The organism is Streptomyces sp. NPDC102259 (assembly GCF_044766465.1).
Taxonomy (GTDB): Bacteria; Actinomycetota; Actinomycetes; order Streptomycetales; family Streptomycetaceae; genus Streptomyces.
This window is the reverse complement of the sequence record NZ_JBIWMA010000042.1, coordinates 20,311-35,937: the sequence shown is the minus strand read 5'-3', so window position 1 is coordinate 35,937 and position 15,627 is coordinate 20,311. Positions and strand designations below refer to the sequence as shown.

The 15,627-nt window shown below is 72.2% G+C and carries 13 protein-coding genes; all 13 read left to right on the top strand.

Going from position 1 to position 15,627, the window contains the following annotated elements:
* The coding region (locus ACIRPU_RS42605) for an adenosylhomocysteinase (RefSeq protein WP_351710203.1) at nt 1–94 on the top strand (94 nt) is incomplete at its 5' end.
* Nucleotides 95–169: 75 nt separating this feature from the next.
* Entirely contained in the window at nt 170–1,240 is a 1,071-nt protein-coding gene (locus ACIRPU_RS42600; protein ID WP_403878108.1) for a methyltransferase, read from the top strand.
* Nucleotides 1,241–1,447: 207 nt separating this feature from the next.
* Nucleotides 1,448–2,377, top strand: a complete 930-nt coding sequence (locus tag ACIRPU_RS42595; protein WP_403878105.1) for an aromatic prenyltransferase — start codon at nt 1,448–1,450, stop codon at nt 2,375–2,377.
* A 109-nt stretch (nt 2,378–2,486) separates the two neighbouring features.
* Nucleotides 2,487–2,951, top strand: coding sequence for a hypothetical protein (locus ACIRPU_RS42590; RefSeq protein WP_355709711.1), 465 nt, complete (start codon nt 2,487–2,489; stop codon nt 2,949–2,951).
* Between the two features lie 434 nt (nt 2,952–3,385).
* Nucleotides 3,386–4,906, top strand: a complete 1,521-nt coding sequence (locus ACIRPU_RS42585) for an MFS transporter (RefSeq protein WP_403878102.1) — start codon at nt 3,386–3,388, stop codon at nt 4,904–4,906.
* A 1,177-nt stretch (nt 4,907–6,083) separates the two neighbouring features.
* On the top strand, nt 6,084–7,277 hold the full coding sequence (locus ACIRPU_RS42580) for an acyltransferase family protein (RefSeq protein WP_403878099.1): 1,194 nt from the start codon (nt 6,084–6,086) through the stop codon (nt 7,275–7,277).
* A gap of 213 nt (nt 7,278–7,490) precedes the next feature.
* Nucleotides 7,491–8,528 carry a mevalonate kinase gene (gene mvk / locus ACIRPU_RS42575; protein WP_403878096.1) on the top strand — a complete coding sequence of 346 codons (1,038 nt, stop codon included), beginning with the start codon at nt 7,491–7,493 and terminating at the stop codon, nt 8,526–8,528.
* Nucleotides 8,518–9,609, top strand: a complete 1,092-nt coding sequence (gene mvaD / locus ACIRPU_RS42570) for a diphosphomevalonate decarboxylase (RefSeq protein WP_403878093.1) — start codon at nt 8,518–8,520, stop codon at nt 9,607–9,609. Before mvk ends, mvaD begins: the two co-directional genes overlap by 11 nt.
* Nucleotides 9,606–10,781: a phosphomevalonate kinase gene (locus ACIRPU_RS42565; RefSeq protein ID WP_403878090.1), complete on the top strand. Its 1,176-nt coding sequence runs from the start codon at nt 9,606–9,608 to the stop codon at nt 10,779–10,781. Before mvaD ends, ACIRPU_RS42565 begins: the two co-directional genes overlap by 4 nt.
* Nucleotides 10,778–11,869 carry a type 2 isopentenyl-diphosphate Delta-isomerase gene (gene fni / locus ACIRPU_RS42560; RefSeq protein WP_355709723.1) on the top strand — a complete coding sequence of 364 codons (1,092 nt, stop codon included), beginning with the start codon at nt 10,778–10,780 and terminating at the stop codon, nt 11,867–11,869. The genes ACIRPU_RS42565 and fni overlap by 4 nt, the downstream gene beginning before the upstream one ends.
* Complete coding sequence (locus tag ACIRPU_RS42555) at nt 11,866–12,927, top strand: hydroxymethylglutaryl-CoA reductase (protein ID WP_355709725.1); 1,062 nt, start codon at nt 11,866–11,868, stop codon at nt 12,925–12,927. Before fni ends, ACIRPU_RS42555 begins: the two co-directional genes overlap by 4 nt.
* A 3-nt stretch (nt 12,928–12,930) precedes the next feature.
* Nucleotides 12,931–14,106 carry a hydroxymethylglutaryl-CoA synthase gene (locus ACIRPU_RS42550; RefSeq protein ID WP_403878086.1) on the top strand — a complete coding sequence of 392 codons (1,176 nt, stop codon included), beginning with the start codon at nt 12,931–12,933 and terminating at the stop codon, nt 14,104–14,106.
* A 517-nt stretch (nt 14,107–14,623) separates the two neighbouring features.
* Nucleotides 14,624–15,601 carry a 3-oxoacyl-ACP synthase III family protein gene (locus ACIRPU_RS42545; RefSeq protein ID WP_403878084.1) on the top strand — a complete coding sequence of 326 codons (978 nt, stop codon included), beginning with the start codon at nt 14,624–14,626 and terminating at the stop codon, nt 15,599–15,601.
* The last annotated feature ends 26 nt before the right edge of the window (nt 15,602–15,627 follow it).

Genomic DNA, 15,627 nt, shown 5'->3' with positions numbered 1-15,627 from the left:
CGGCGTCAAGCTCACGACACTGCGCCCCGAGCAGGCCGCGTACATCGGTGTCGAGGTCGAGGGTCCCTACAAGTCGGACCACTACCGCTACTGAGCCCCGCCCCCGCCCGCACCGTTTCCTGCCGCCGTGAGGCCGCGCCCGGCGGCCGAAGAGAATGAGGTCAGTGACATGACGCCACAAGCCACGCTCGCGCGGTTTCGTGAATACCTGGTGGGACCCTCCCGGTTCATGACCCTGCTGTCCTGCTTCGAGCTGGGCATCATCGACGCGCTCCGCGACCGGCCCGGCCGGACGGCCGCCGAGCTGGGCGAGGTGGCCGAAGCCAAGCCGGACGCCGTGCAGCAGCTGCTGTTCCTGCTGGTCAAGGAGGGCTTCGTCGCCTACGACGAGGCGTCCGGCACCTACGCCCTGGACGCCCTCGAAGGCGTCGCCGACCAGGAGCTCCAGCAGGTCCTCGCCGACCTGCACATGATCAAGGCGGTCACGCTGCGGCAGCTGTTCTACCTCACCGAGAGCGTGCGCACCGGCACGACGGTCGGCCTGAAGGAGCTCTACGGCTTCGAGGGAGACCTCTACGGCGCGCTGGCCGAGCTCCCGGAACTGCGCGAGCCGTGGGCGAAGCTGATGAACACCGTCACCGCCCACGTCGACCCCTGGTTCTTCGGCAACGTCGACGTGCCGGCCGGCTCCAGGGTGCTCGACCTCGCCGGGAACACCGGTCTCGGCGCCGTCAACACGCTGCGGCTGAAGAACTCGCCCGGCCTCACGGTGACCACCTTCGACCTGCCCGAAAAGGAAAAGGAATGCCTGGAGAACTTCCGGGCCCACGGCGTGGAGGAACACTGCTCGTTCATCGGCGGTGACGTCTTCGAAGAAGTCCCCAAGGGTTTCGACGTGGTGCTGATCAAGCACTTCCTGCCCATGTTCGACAAGAGCGACGTGTTCCGGATCCTCGAAGGCGTCCACCAATCCCTGGAACCCGGCGGACAGGTCCACGTCCTGGTCCCGGTTTTTCCCGAGAACATCAAGGACACCGACAACTACACCGTCGACTTCTATCCCAGTTTCTTCATCGGCTGCACCATGGGGCAGGGCGGACCGCAGAAACTGTCCACCTGGCAGAGCTGGCTGGAAGAATGCGGATTCCAGGTCACCAAGGCGATCACCGACGACCCCGCCAATCTGCCGCCGCACGCCCTCACCGTAGAGGCGCTCCTGTCCGCGACGAAGATCGCCTGAAAGCACGGAACACTTCGAGCCGATGTCGAGCCGATATGGATCGGATATCGAGCAGATATCGAGCGGTCCGTCTGACGGAAGTCACGGACGAATGGTACGGTCGCCCGGAATCGGCCCCTTCAAGGTGCGAGCCCTGGTAAAAACCCGGCGCATTTCGTCGCTGCACTTCCTGTTCGGAAAAAAACAAGGTTGAACCCTGGAGGAGTAATGTCCGGAGCAACGAAAGCGGAAGCCGTGTATGCGGCCATCGAGGAAGCGGCGGGCCTGCTGGACGTCCCCTACACACGGGACAAGGTCCTGTCGGTCCTGACCGCGTTCGGTGACGACATCTCGGACGAGTCCGTGGTCGTGCTCGCCATGGCCGGCGGCGAGAAGTACCGAGGAGAGATCGACTACAACTTCACGGTGCCCACCGAGGTGGGCGACCCGTACAAGATCGCCGTCGCGAACGGCTTCGTCGAGGAGACGGACCATCCGGTCTCCACCCTGGCCTCGGACATCGCCGAGCGGTGCGCGGTCAGCTTCTTCGGCGTCGAGGCCGGAGTCGTCGGCGGCTTCAAGAAGACCTATGTCTTCTTCCCCCTGGACAATCTGGGGAAGCTCTCCACGCTCGCCGAGATCCCGTCCATGCCGCGCAGCGTGGCCGAGCACGCCCGCACCTTCGCCTCCATCGGCCTGGACAACCGCATATCGATCATCGGGATCGACTACATCAGCAAAACCATGAACGTGTACTTCATGGCCGCGCCCGTCGAGGAGAAGACCGCCCTGTCGCTGCTCAGCGACACCGGACTGCCGGAGCCGAGCGCACCGCTGCTGGAGTTCATCCAGAAGTCGTTCTCGATCTACCCCACCTTCAGCTGGGATTCCCCGGACATCGACCGGATCTGCTTCTCCGTGGTGAGCCCGGACCAGGCGGCATATCCCACCACGCTCCACCCGGAGATCGAGCTGTTCGCGAAGAACGCCCCGCACGAGTACGACGGCGAGCGGGTCCTCGTCTACGGTGCCACGCTGTCGCGCACCGAGGAATACCACAAGCTCGGGGTGTATTACCGCAGGCCGCCCGCCTTCTGGGAGAACCTCCCGCTGGCCGACACGTTCGAAAAGCTCGTGGCCGCCCAGCGCGACGCCTAGCAAAACCCGCGCCGGCCCGGCACCGGCTGACACCGGGCGCCGCCGGCGGCAGAAATCAGCACCGGCGACATCAGTGACATCAGCGATATCAGTGATATCTGGAGGAGAAATGTCCGAAGCTCTTGAGGCCGAAGAACGCGCCGCCGCCCTGGACTCGCTGGGCGGCGTCCTGGGGGAGGCCGGCGCGGCGGCGCTCGAGGGGCCCCGCGAGCAGCTGGCCGGGAGCCTTCTGCGCGCGGCCTTCGTGCTGTGGGAGGACCCCCAGGTCAGGCCGAAGCTCCTCGGGATCCTGAAGGCCGCGGTCAACGGCAAGGAGGGCGCGGAGCAGATGCGCGGGTTCCTCGCCAACCAGCTCTTCGCCGAGGCGGGCAAGGCGCTCGGCATCGCCGGGATGGACATCTACCAGGCGGCCGAGACGCTCAAGGTGCCGGCGATCAACATCAACGCGGCGGCGGGGCAGGTCTGGGGCGTGGTCCTGCTGCGCTACGTCGTGGAGCTGGAGCCGATCGCGTCGGCGTCGAGCGAGGAACTGATCGACCTGCTCACCCCGACCATCCAGCGCTACCTGGGCTGACCCCGCACCGGCCGGCCCGCACCGGCCCGCACCGGCCCGCACCGGCACCAGCGCGGTACGGGGCAGCGCGGCACGGAGCAGCGCCGGAACGGGGCAGTGCCGGAACGGGGGCAGTGCGCCGCGGTGCGGTACGGGGGCAGTGCGGTGCGGCATGCGGCGCGGGCCGCCCCCCCGCCCCGTCGTCCTCCCGGTTTGTACGGCCCCGGCCCCGTCCCGGACGGCCTCGCGCACCCGCCGGACAGCACCCCGGCCAAGAGGACCGGCGCGCTGTGTCACATCCGGGGGAGTTGCTTCGTCGTAGTGCTGAGACGGACACCGTCCCGCTGACGGGCGGGCGGCCGGCTCGCCGGTCCCGATCTGCGGCACGGGGCCGGCCGGCCGGTCGCGCGGACGGATTTCTCCAGCCGCAGATCACTCGGAGGAACTGGTTAGGTATGAGTAGCGCAGACAAGGAAGCACGAGGCGAGACGGGCGTCCTCGTCGATGCCGACCCGCGGCGCTGGACGGCGCTGGCCGTTCTGACAGCGATGCAGTTCATGCTCATGATGGACGTCACCGTCGTGAACATCGCCCTGCCCAACATCGAGGAAGACCTGGACTTCTCCGTCGGAGGCCTCGCGTGGGTGGTCAACGCCTACGTCCTGACCGCCGGCGGTTTCCTCCTGCTGGGCGGACGGCTGGCCGACATGTACGGCCGCCGGCTGACCTTCATCGCAGGCGTACTGGTCTTCGGCGTGGCCTCGGCCGTGTGCGGTGCCGCGGCCAACTCCGGGATGCTGGTCGGCGGCCGGTTCGTCCAGGGCCTGGGCGAGGCGCTGGCCGGCCCGGCGGCGCTCGGCCTGATCCCCGTCCTGTTCCGTGACGCCAAGGAACGCACCAAGGCCCTGGGCCTGTGGGGCGGCATGGCCGCCCTGGGCAGCGCGATCGGCTCGGTCGTCGGCGGATCGCTGACCGACCTGGTCGACTGGCGGTGGATCTTCTACATCAACATCCCCATCGCGATCTTCGCGCTGATCATGGTCCCGCGTGTGATCCCGGAGAGCCGGATGGCCCGCCGCCCCGACCAGCGCATCGACGTCGTCGGCGCGATCAGCGCCACCGGCGGTCTCGTCGCGGTCGTCTACGGCCTGCTCCAGGCCTCCGACGACCCGTGGGGCTCCGCGGAGGTCCTGGTGCCGCTGCTGGGCGGGCTCGCCCTGCTGGTCTTCATGGCCGTGTGGGAGTCCCGCGTCCCCGACCCGATGATCCCGCTGCGGTTCTTCACCAACCGCACCCGGGTGACGTCCAACGGCGTCAGCGTGCTCTCGCTCGCGGCGTTCTACACCTACGCCTTCCTGCTGACCCTGTACCTCCAGCAGGTACTCGGCTACTCCCCGCTCAAGACAGGGCTGTCCTACATCCCCTTCACCCTCGCGATCGGCGTCGGCATGGGTGTGTCCACCGCGCTGATGCCCCGCATCGGCGTCAAGGCGACCCTGATCATCTCCTTCCTCGGCAGCGCCGGCGGATTCGCCGTCGCCGCCGCGGGCCTGGCCACCGACGCGTCCTTCGTCGGCGGGATCATGCCGGGACTGCTCCTGTACGGCTTCTTCAACGCCGTCGGCTACCCGGCCCTCACCAACGGAGCGCTGCACCAGGTCACCGGCCAGGACGCGGGCCTGGGCTCCGGCGTGCAGACCGCCATGCAGCAGGTCGGCGCCTCGCTCGGCCTGGCCACCCTCGTCCCGCTCGCCCTGCGCTACGTCAACGACCACGTCGCGGACGGAACCCTCCCGCAGATCGCGCAGACCGACGGATACGCCCTGGCACTGCGCGCCGCCGCCGGCGTCCTCGTCGTCGCGGCCGTGCTCGTCCTGCTGCTGATGGACAAGGTGGACTCCAAGCCGCGCGACGCGGTCGCCGAAGCCACCAACGAGGCGGCGGCCGAAGCCACCCCCACCCGCGCCACCACCTGAGCAGCACCTGAACCGGCGCACCCGCACCGCCCCCGGGCCGACCCCCGGGGGCGGTCCGCCGTCCCGCGCCCGCCCCGGCCCGGAACAGCCACCGCACACCCGGCGAGGCCCCACCACGCTCCCGGCCGGCGGACGCACCCTCACCCGCCCCGCACCGGCCCGGACTTGGGGCAGCGCGTACCCCCGGCGGCCCTGCCGGCCGCTCCCGCAGCACCCGCAGCCTCACCCGCCCGGCGCCCGGCCCGACGTGGGACGGCCCGGCACAGCGGCCGTCACCCCCGGCAGCGGACACGGCCTCACCCGCCCTGTACACGCCCGGACTTGAAGCGGCGCGCGCCTGCGGCAAGGCCGGCCGCCGCCGCTTTTCGCGTGCCCGCAGTCCCGCCCGTCCCGCGCGCGACCCGGCTCCGGCAACGGCGCCCACACCCGGCCGTCCCCGCCCCCGCCCACATCTGACGCGCCCTCACCATCCTTTCAGACGAACCCACTTGGGACAGTTCGCGCACCCGTCGGCGGCGTCGTCCCTCGTCACCGACCCCGCAGCACAGGACCGCCGCGAGGGTGACCTGCGTCACTTCGAGGGGCTCTTGGCGTGGGGGCGCCGCCCGTGTCACTATTCCCGGGCGTCACCCCTGCCCGGAAGTCGCTCCGGGACAGCGGCCGGCGCCGTATCCGCCGCCTTCCGCCGGCGAGAACCACTCCACGCCACGCCAATACGGCGCAGCTTCCTGTCTTCCCCCTCGGCCCGCCCGCCCGCATGTGCCGGCGCCCCGCGGGGGACCAACCGGCCGTGCCGTGCGGGCGCACGGCCCGTCGGCGCGACGTCCCGTCGGCCGCCCGCACGACGGTTGCCCGCACGACGTCCCCGGAACCGCCCCGCCCCCGCCGGACTGCCCCGCGCCCCGCCCGCGCCCCGCCCGCCGCCGGCGCAGCACCGCCCCCGAGCCCCCACCCGCTTCTCAGACCCCTCCCGCCGCACTCCCGCGGGACGCCGTCCGCGGACGAGGGCCAGGAGGGCGCGGCCAAGAAGCGCGGGCAGGAGACGCGGACCGCCGGGAAGCAGCGGCGCGCGGCCAGCGGCCACCCCCGGCCGACCCGCAGACCGCGCCCCCGGCCAGGCCCGACCCGTTCCGACTCGTTCCGACCGACCGATCGACCGAAAGGCAGGCGCGTGCGCATGGCAGACCGAACCGCCGCATCGACCCCCAGCGGTCCGCCGCAGCGCCGGCCCCCGCTGCCCTCGCTCACCGGCCTCAGGTTCCTGGCGGCGCTGCTGGTGTTTCTCACCCACAGCCTGATGCTCGGCAACCCCCTGCGGCCGACCGCGCCGCCCAGCCTCTTCGCCGACCTGGACCTCGCGAAGAAGCTGGCCGACTTCTTCCTGCCCGCCGGACCCATCGGGGTGTCCTTCTTCTTCGTCCTCAGCGGCTTCGTCCTGACCTGGTCCACGAACCCCGCCGACCCGGCCACGGCGTTCTGGCGGCGCCGCGCGCTGAAGATCTACCCCAACCACATCGTCACCTGGGCCCTGGGAATGTGGCTGTGGGCCTCGGCCACCCCGCTGCACGCGTGGCTGGCGAACCTCTCCCTGGTGCACGCCTTCAGCAACCGGCCCGACACCGTGCAGAGCGTCAACTTCCCCTCCTGGTCCCTGTGTTCGGAGGTCCTCTTCTACGCGCTGTTCCCCCTGTTCATCCTCGGGGTACGGCGGATCGCCGAACACCGGCTGTGGCTGTACGCCGCCGCGGCCGTCGCCGGCGTGGCGGGCGTGGCCCTGGCGACACGGTTCATCCCCCGCGGCATGGACATCCCCGGCTACGACCTGCCGCTGAACCAGCAGTGGTTCAGCTACGCGTTCCCGCCGCCGCGCCTGTTCGAGTTCGTGCTCGGCATGATCCTGGCCCGCATCGTGGCCGCGGGCCGGTGGCCGCGCATCGGCCTGCTGCCCTCGGCCGCGGCCTTCGCCGCCGGCTACTGGGCCGCTCTCGCCGCCCCCGACCCCTACGACTTCAGCCTCACCACGATCATCCCGATCGGCATGATCATCTGCGCCGCGGCCACCTCGGACCTGCGCGGCGAACGCGGCTGGCTCGCCGGCCGGACCATGGTGTGGCTGGGCAGCGTCTCCTTCGCCTTCTACCTCCTCCAGGCCCTGGTGATCTTCTACGGCCGGCCCGAGGTGCTGGGCAGCCGCACCTTCGACACCCTCCCGGCCCTCGGCCTGCTGGCCGTGCTGCTCGCGGTGAACCTGCTGGCCGCCTGGCTGCTGTACACCCTGGTGGAGAAGCGCTGGAGCCGCGGCAGGAAGCAGCGGCCCCCGCAGGCCGCACCCACCGGCACACCGCCGGTGCCGGCCGGCGAAGCCGTCTGAACCTGCACCACCCGCCGGCCCGCGACAGCCGCCCGCACCCAAGGGGGCGCTGACCCCGCGCCAAGCCGGCATCCGCCGCGCCACCCGTCACCGGCCACCAGGCACACCGGCCACCAGGCACACCGGTCACCGGCCGCCGCGCCACCGGCCCTTCAGGGCTGCTCGGATCCTGTCCCGCTCCACTGCCTTCCAGAACTGGACCGTGCGATCTCCATGCAGAACCGACAAGGGGAGCTGAGTGCGTTGACGCTACCGACCTCAGCGGAGGGGGTGTCAGAAAACCACCGGGCACGCTCGGTCGGGATCGGCCGCGCCCACGCCAAAGCCATTCTGCTGGGAGAACACGCGGTCGTGTACGGAGCCCCGGCCCTCGCGCTGCCGGTTCCGCAGCTGACGGTCACGGCGAGCGCCGGATGGTCCTCGCGTACCCCCGGCGATCCGGGCGGGGTGTCCTTCACGATGACCGGCTCCCCGTCACGGCCGATGATGACCCAGGCCTCCGACAGCCTGAGCCGGCTGACGGCCGAGTTCAAGACGGCCATGGGCGTGGCCGACATCCCGCGCCTCGACGTGATCATCGACGGCGCGATCCCGCACGGCCGCGGCCTGGGCTCCAGCGCGGCCTGCGCCCGCGCGGTCGTCTTCGCCCTCGCCGACCTCTTCGGCCACGACCTGAGCGAGAGCGCCGCCTTCGACCTCGTGCAGACGGCCGAGAACGTGGCCCACGGCCGCTCCAGCGGCGTCGACGCACGCGCCGTCGGCGCGACCGCCCCGCTGCGGTTCCAGGCCGGCCGGGCAAGCGAACTGAGCATCGGCTGCGACGGCCTGTTCATCATCGCCGACAGCGGCGTCGTGGGCCGCACCAAAGACGCCGTCGAACTGCTGCGGGAGGGATTCCAGCGGCACACCGGCGCACAGGAACGCTTCGTGCGCCGCGCCACCCAGCTGACCGACGAGGCCGGACACGCCCTCGCCGGCGGCCGGCCGCAGCAGCTCGGCGCGCGCCTGACGGACTATCACGACCTGCTGCGCGCGGCCGGCCTCAGCACCCACAGGATCGACGCCCTGGTCGAGGCCGCGCTCACGGCGGGCAGCCTCGGAGCCAAGATCACCGGCGGGGGCCTGGGCGGCTGCGTGATCGCCCTGACCCAGCCGGTGCAGGCACGGGAGGTCACCGCCCGCCTCCACGAGGCCGGCGCCGTGCAGACGTGGGCCGTACCGCTGAGGGGACTTGCCGACCATGCGCGCTGAACACCCGGCCCCGCCGGCCACACAGCAACAGCAACAGCAACCGCAATCGCAGCAGCGGCGGCAGCGGGAGGGCCAGGGGCACGCCACCGCCGTCGCCCATCCGAACATCGCCCTGATCAAGTACTGGGGCAAGCGCGACGAGCGGCTCGTCCTGCCGCGGGTCGACAGCCTGTCGATGACCCTGGACATCTTCCCCACCACCACCCGCGTCCGCCTCGCCCCCCAGGCGGACCACGACACCCTCACGCTGGGCGGCCGGCCCGCCCAGGGCGAGACACTGCGCCGCGTCACCGCCTTCCTGGACCTGGTGCGGGCACAGGCCGGCCGGTCCGAACGGGCCGTCGTGGACAGCCACAACACCGTCCCCACCGGGGCGGGCCTGGCGTCCTCCGCGAGCGGTTTCGCCGCTCTCGCCGTCGCCGCCGCGGCCGCCTACGGGCTCGGCCTCGACGCCACCGCCCACTCCCGCCTGGCCCGCCGCGGATCCGGCTCGGCCTCCCGGTCGATATTCGCCGGCTTCGCCCTGTGGCACGCCGGCCCGCCCACCGCCGCCACCGAGACCGAGGCCGACCTCGGCTCCTACGCCGAGCCGGTGCCCGCCGCGGGCCTGGACCCCGCCCTGGTCATCGCCGTCGTCAACGCCGGCCCCAAGGCCGTCTCCAGCCGCGAGGCCATGCGCCGCACCCTGGACACCTCCCCGCTGTACGAGCCGTGGGCCCGCTCCAGCAAGGACGACCTGAGCGAGATGCGCGCCGCGCTGCGCCGGGCCGACCTCGAGGCGGTGGGGGAGATCGCCGAGCGCAACGCGCTCGGCATGCACGCCACGATGCTGGCGGCCCGCCCCGCGGTGCGCTACCTGGCGCCGGCCACGCTCACCGTCCTGGACAGCGTGCTCCAGCTCCGAAAGGACGGCGTCTGCGCCTACGCCACCATGGACGCCGGGCCGAACGTCAAGGTGCTCTGCCCGCGCGCGGACGCGGAGAAGGTGGCCCGGACGGTGCGCGACGCCGTCCCCGACGGCTCGGTCCTCATCGCCCGGCCGGGCCCGGGCGCCCGCCTGCTGCCCGGGGAGCGGCGATGACGGCCCGCCCCGCCGTGGTGCGGCGCGCGCCGGGCAAACTGTTCGTCGCGGGCGAGTACGCGGTCGTCGACCCCGGCAACCCGGCGGTCCTGGTCGCCGTCGACCGCTACGTCACCGTCACCGTCTCCCATCTGCCCGGCACCGCGGTGGAGATCACCTCCGACCTCGGCCCGCACGCCCGCCTGCACTGGCAGAACGCCCGGCTCACCCCGTACGACGACCCCGGCCCGCACGACGACACCAGCCGGCCCGGCAAGCCCGGCACGTCAGGCGTGCCCGCCCGGCCCGGCAGGCAAGGCGTGCCCGCCGGCCTGGCCCATGTGGTGTCGGCGACCGAGACCGTGGCCCGGCTGCTGGCCGAACGCGGCCTGCCCGTACCGGGGTTCGGCCTGCGCGTCGAAAGCGGCCTGCACGACAACGGCACCAAGTACGGCCTGGGCTCCAGCGGCGCGGTGACCGTCGCCGCCGTCGCCGCCGTCGCCGCCTTCTGCGGCCTGGACCTCCCGCCCGAGGACCGGTTCCGCCTCGCCGTGCTCGCCACCGCCGAGATCGACCCCCGCGCCTCCTGCGGCGACCTCGCCGCCAGCACCTGGGGCGGCTGGATCGCCTACCAGGCACCCGACCGGAGCGCCGTCCGCGACCTCGCCGCCCGCCACGGCGTCATCGAGGCCCTGCGCGCGCCCTGGCCGCGGTTCGCCGTACGCCGGCTGCCGCCGCCCACCGGCCTGAGACTGGAGGTCGGCTGGAGCGGCACACCCGCCTCCACCGCCGCCCTCGTCTCCGACCTGGACCGGCGGGCCTGGCGCGGCAGCGACTCCCACCGCGCGTTCACCGCGGCCACCACCGACTGCGTGCGCGCCTGCGTCACCGCACTGGAGGACAAAGACCCCCACGGCCTGCTCCAGCAGATCCGGCGGGCCCGGCGGGAACTGGCCCGGCTGGACGACGAGGTCGGACTGGGAATCTTCACGCCCAGACTGACGGCGCTGTGCGACGCCGCAGAAGCCGCCGGCGGCGCGGCCAAACCCTCCGGGGCCGGCGGCGGCGACTGCGGCATCGCGCTGCTGGACGCCGAAGCCCCGCGGGACATCGAACACGTGCGGGAACGGTGGGCCGCGGCCGGGGTGCTGCCCCTGCCGGTCCGTCCCACCGCGGAAGGAAACAAGAAATGATCGGACAACGCAAGGACGACCACGTCCGGCTCGCCGTCGACCAGCAGCGCGAGCACAGCGGACACAACCAGTTCGACGAGGTGTCGTTCGTCCACCACGCCCTGGCCGGCATCGACCGGCCCGACGTGTCCCTGGCCACGACCTTCGCCGGCATCTCCTGGCCGGTGCCGCTCTACATCAACGCCATGACCGGCGGCAGCGAGAACACCGGCCTCATCAACCGAGACCTGGCCACCGCCGCCCGCGAGACCGGCGTGCCCATCGCGTCGGGATCCATGAGCGCCTACTTCAAGGACCCCTCCTGCGCCGGCACCTTCAGCGTGCTGCGCGAGCACAACCCCGACGGGTTCGTCATCGCGAACATCAACGCCACGGTCTCCGCCGACCACGCACAGCGCGCCGTCGACCTGCTGCGGGCCGACGCCCTCCAGATCCACGTCAACACCGTGCAGGAGACGGTGATGCCGGAAGGGGACCGCTCGTTCTCCGCCTGGCCCGGGCAGATCGAGAAGATCGCGGCGGCCGTCGACGTCCCCGTGATCGTCAAGGAGGTCGGCTTCGGGCTGAGCCGCGAGAGCGTGGCGACGCTGAAGGACCTGGGCGTGAGCGTCGCCGACCTCGGCGGCCGCGGCGGCACCGACTTCGCCCGCATAGAAAACGGCCGCCGCCGGCTCGGCGACTACGCCTACCTCGAAGGCTGGGGCCAGTCCACCGCCGCCTGCCTGCTGGACGCGGGCGACGCCGGCCTGCCCGTCCTGGCCTCCGGCGGCGTGCGCAACCCCCTCGACGTCGCCCGCGCCCTGGCGCTCGGCGCCGCCGGCGTCGGCGCGTCCGGGGGATTCCTGCGCACCCTCCTCGACGGCGGCGTCTCCGCGCTCGTCGCACAGATCTCCACCTGGCTGGACCAACTGGCGGCGCTGCAGACGATGCTCGGCGCGCGCACCCCGGCCGACCTGACGCGCTGCGACGTGCTCCTCCACGGCGACCTGCGCGCCTTCTGCGCCGACCGGGGCATCGACACCCGGCCGCTGGCCCGGCGCTCCAGCAGCCTGGACGCCCTCCACGAGATGACGGGAAGCACACGATGACTGAGGCGCACGCGATCGCCGGGGTCCCGATGCGGTGGGTGGGACCCCTGCGCATCTCGGGCAACGTCGCCACCACCGAGACCCACGTCCCGCTGGCCACCTACGAGTCGCCGCTGTGGCCCTCCGTGGGCCGCGGCGCGAAGGTCTCCATGCTCGCCGAGCAGGGCATCGTCGCCACCCTCGTCGACGAGCGGATGACCCGCTCGGTGCTCGTCGAGGCGAGCGACGCGCAGGCCGCGCTCACCGCCGCGCGCACCATCGACGCCCGCATCGGCGAACTGCGCGAACTCGTGCGCACCTCAAGCAGGTTCGCCGAACTCATCGGCATCCGCCACGAGATCAACGCCAACCTGCTCTTCGTCCGCTTCGAGTTCTCCACCGGCGACGCCTCCGGCCACAACATGGCCACCCTCGCCTCCGACATCCTGCTCGGACACCTGCTGGAGACGATCCCGGACATCTCCTACGGATCGATCTCCGGCAACTACTGCACGGACAAGAAGGCCACCGCGATCAACGGCATCCTCGGCCGCGGCAAGAACGTCGTCACCGAACTCCTCGTCCCGCGGGCCGTCGTCGAGGACGTCCTGCACACCACCGCCGCGAAGATAGCCGAGCTCAACCTCCGCAAGAACCTCCTGGGCACCCTCCTGGCCGGCGGCGTCCGCTCGGCCAACGCCCACTTCGCCAACATGCTCCTGGGGTTCTACCTGGCCACCGGCCAGGACGCCGCCAACATCGTCGAGGGCTCCCAGGGCGTCGTCATGACCGAGGACCGCGACGGCGACCTCTACTTCGCCTGCACCCTGCCCAACCTGATCGTGGGCACGGTCGGCAACGGCAAGGGACTGTCCTTCGTGGACACCAACCTCGCCCGCCTCGGCTGCCGGGCCGACCGCGCCCCCGGGGAGAACGCCCGCCGCCTCGCCGTCATCGCCGCGGCTACCGTGCTGTGCGGCGAACTCTCCCTCCTGGCCGCCCAGACCAACCCGGGCGAACTGATGCGCGCGCACGTCCAGCTGGAACGCGACAACACGACAGCAAAGGTCGGTGTATAGGAAATGGCCAGCGCTCTTGCCGTAGGAATCCACGATCTGTCGTTCGCCACCACCGAGTTCGTCCTGCCGCACACGGCACTCGCCGCCCACAACGGCACCGACATCGGCAAATACCACCTGGGCATCGGCCAGCGGTCGATGAGCGTGCCCGCCGCCGACGAGGACATCGTCACCCTCGGCGCGGCCGCCGCCGCGCCCCTCATCGCCCGGCACGGCAGCGACGCAATCCGTACCGTCGTCTTCGCGACGGAGTCGTCGATCGACCAGGCCAAAGCGGCCGGCGTGTACGTCCACTCGCTGCTCGGCCTGCCCTCGGCCACCCGCGTCGTCGAACTCAAGCAGGCCTGCTACGGGGCCACGGCCGCCCTGCAGTTCGCCATCGGCCTGGTGCACCGCGACCCCGCGCAGCGCGTCCTGGTCATCGCCAGCGACGTCTCCAAGTACGACCTGGACAGCCCCGGCGAGGCCACCCAGGGCGCGGCCGCCGTCGCCCTGCTGGTCGGCGCCGACCCCGCCCTGGTGCGCATCGAGGAGCCGTCGGGCCTGTTCACCGCCGACGTCATGGACTTCTGGCGGCCCAACTACCGCGAGGCCGCCCTCGTCGACGGCCAGGAGTCCATCACCGCCTACCTCCAGGCGGTGGAGGGCACCTGGAAGGACTACGTGGAACAAGGCGGCCGCAAACTCGACGAGTTCGCCGCGTTCTGCTACCACCAGCCGTTCACGAAGATGGCCTACAAGGCCCACCGTCACCTGCTGAACAGCAACGGACACGACACCGACGAGGCCAGGGTCGCCCGTGACCTCGCGCTGACCACCGCCTACAACACCGTCGTCGGCAACAGCTACACCGCCTCGGTCTACCTGGGCCTGGCCTCGCTCCTGGACCACGCCGACGACCTGAGCGGCCGGGCCGTCGCCTTCCTCAGCTACGGCTCCGGCAGCGTCGCGGAGTTCTTCGCCGGGACCGTCGTGCCCGGCTACCGCGCCCACCTGCGCACCCAGGAGCACCGCGAGGCGATCGACCGGCGCGAGATCCTCGACTACGCCCGCTACCGCGCACTGCACCGGCGCTCCTTCCCCACCGACGGCGGCGACCACCCCACCCCCGCCCAGACCACCGGCCGCTACCGGCTGGCCGCCCTGCGCGGCCACAAACGCATCTACGAAACCCGCTAACCCCCGGCCACCGGTACCGGCCCCGGCCCCGAGCCCAGCCGTACCGGCATCACACCGGTATCGCCACCGGCCATCGGGCCACCGACCACAGGCCACCGGCCCATCGGGTCACTGGCCACCGGGTTACCGGTACCGGTCACCGGCCATCGGGTCACCCGTACCGGTCACCGACCACCGGGTCACTGGTCACCGGCCATCGGCCGCTGGTCACCCGTACCGGTCACCGGCTCGAGCACAGCCGCCCCGCCCCGCACCCGCCCCGCCCCGCACCCACCCGCGCGGGGCCGGGCCGCGCGCGGGGCCGGGACGGGCCACGTCACCGCCCGGACCGGCCGCCGCGCCCGCCGGACCGGCCCCGCCGCTCCGGCCCCAGCGCCGCCCCGGGCACCGCACGCACCCGCACACGACCAGCGGCAGCCCCCGGCGGGCCGCCCGCCGGCGGGCACGTCACGGCCGCGCACCCGCCGGCCGGCCGCACAGCCAGCGCACCACCACCACGTGAGGGGAGGGCAGGCGCATGACCGATACAGGGATCCTCGGCACCGGTGCCTTTGTGCCGGACCGGGTTGTCTCCAACGACGAAGTCGGCGCGCCGGCCGCGGTCGACGACGCCTGGGTCATCCGCAAGACCGCGATCCGCGAACGCCGCTGGGCCGCCCACGACCAGGCCACCTCCGACCTGGCCACGGCCGCGGGACGGGCCGCGCTGCGATCGGCCGGCATCACCGCCGACCAGCTCACCGTGATCGTGGTCGCCACCTCCACCCCGGACCGGCCCCAGCCGCCCACCGCCGCCTACGTCCAGCACCACCTCGGCGCCGCCGACGCGGCCGCCTTCGACCTCAACGCCGTCTGCTCCGGCGAGGTGTTCGCGCTCACCGCCGTCGAGGGCATCCTCGCCCGCCGCGGCGGCCACGCGCTCGTCATCGGCGCGGACGTCTACTCCCGCATCCTCGACCCCCACGACCGCAGGACGGTCGTCCTCTTCGGAGACGGCGCCGGCGCGATGGTCCTGGGCCGCACCGGCCACGGCGCACGCATCCGGCACGTCGCCCACCACACCTTCGGCGAACTGGCGCACCTGATCCAGGTGCCCGGCGGCGGCAGCCGGCTGCCCCTGGACCCGCCCGCCCTCCAGGCCGGCCGGCAGTACTTCACGATGGACGGTCGGGCGGTACGCCGCTTCGTCGAGGACCGCCTGCCCGCGCTGACCAAGCAGTTCCTGCACGAGGCCGGCGTCGCCCCCGACGACATCAGCCACTTCGTCCCGCACCAGGCCAACGGCGTCATGCTCGACACCGTCTTCGCCGAACTGGCCCTGTCCCGCGCCACCATGCACCTGACGCTGACCCGCTACGGCAACACCGGCGCCGCCTCCATCCCGATCACCCTGGACGAGGCCGCCCGTGCGGGCGCCTTCCACCCGGGCGAGCTGATCCTCCTGGCCGGTTTCGGCGGAGGCATGGCGGCGGGCTTCGCGCTGCTCGAGTGGTGAAGGCTGCGGAGGCCACAGCCGTCCTC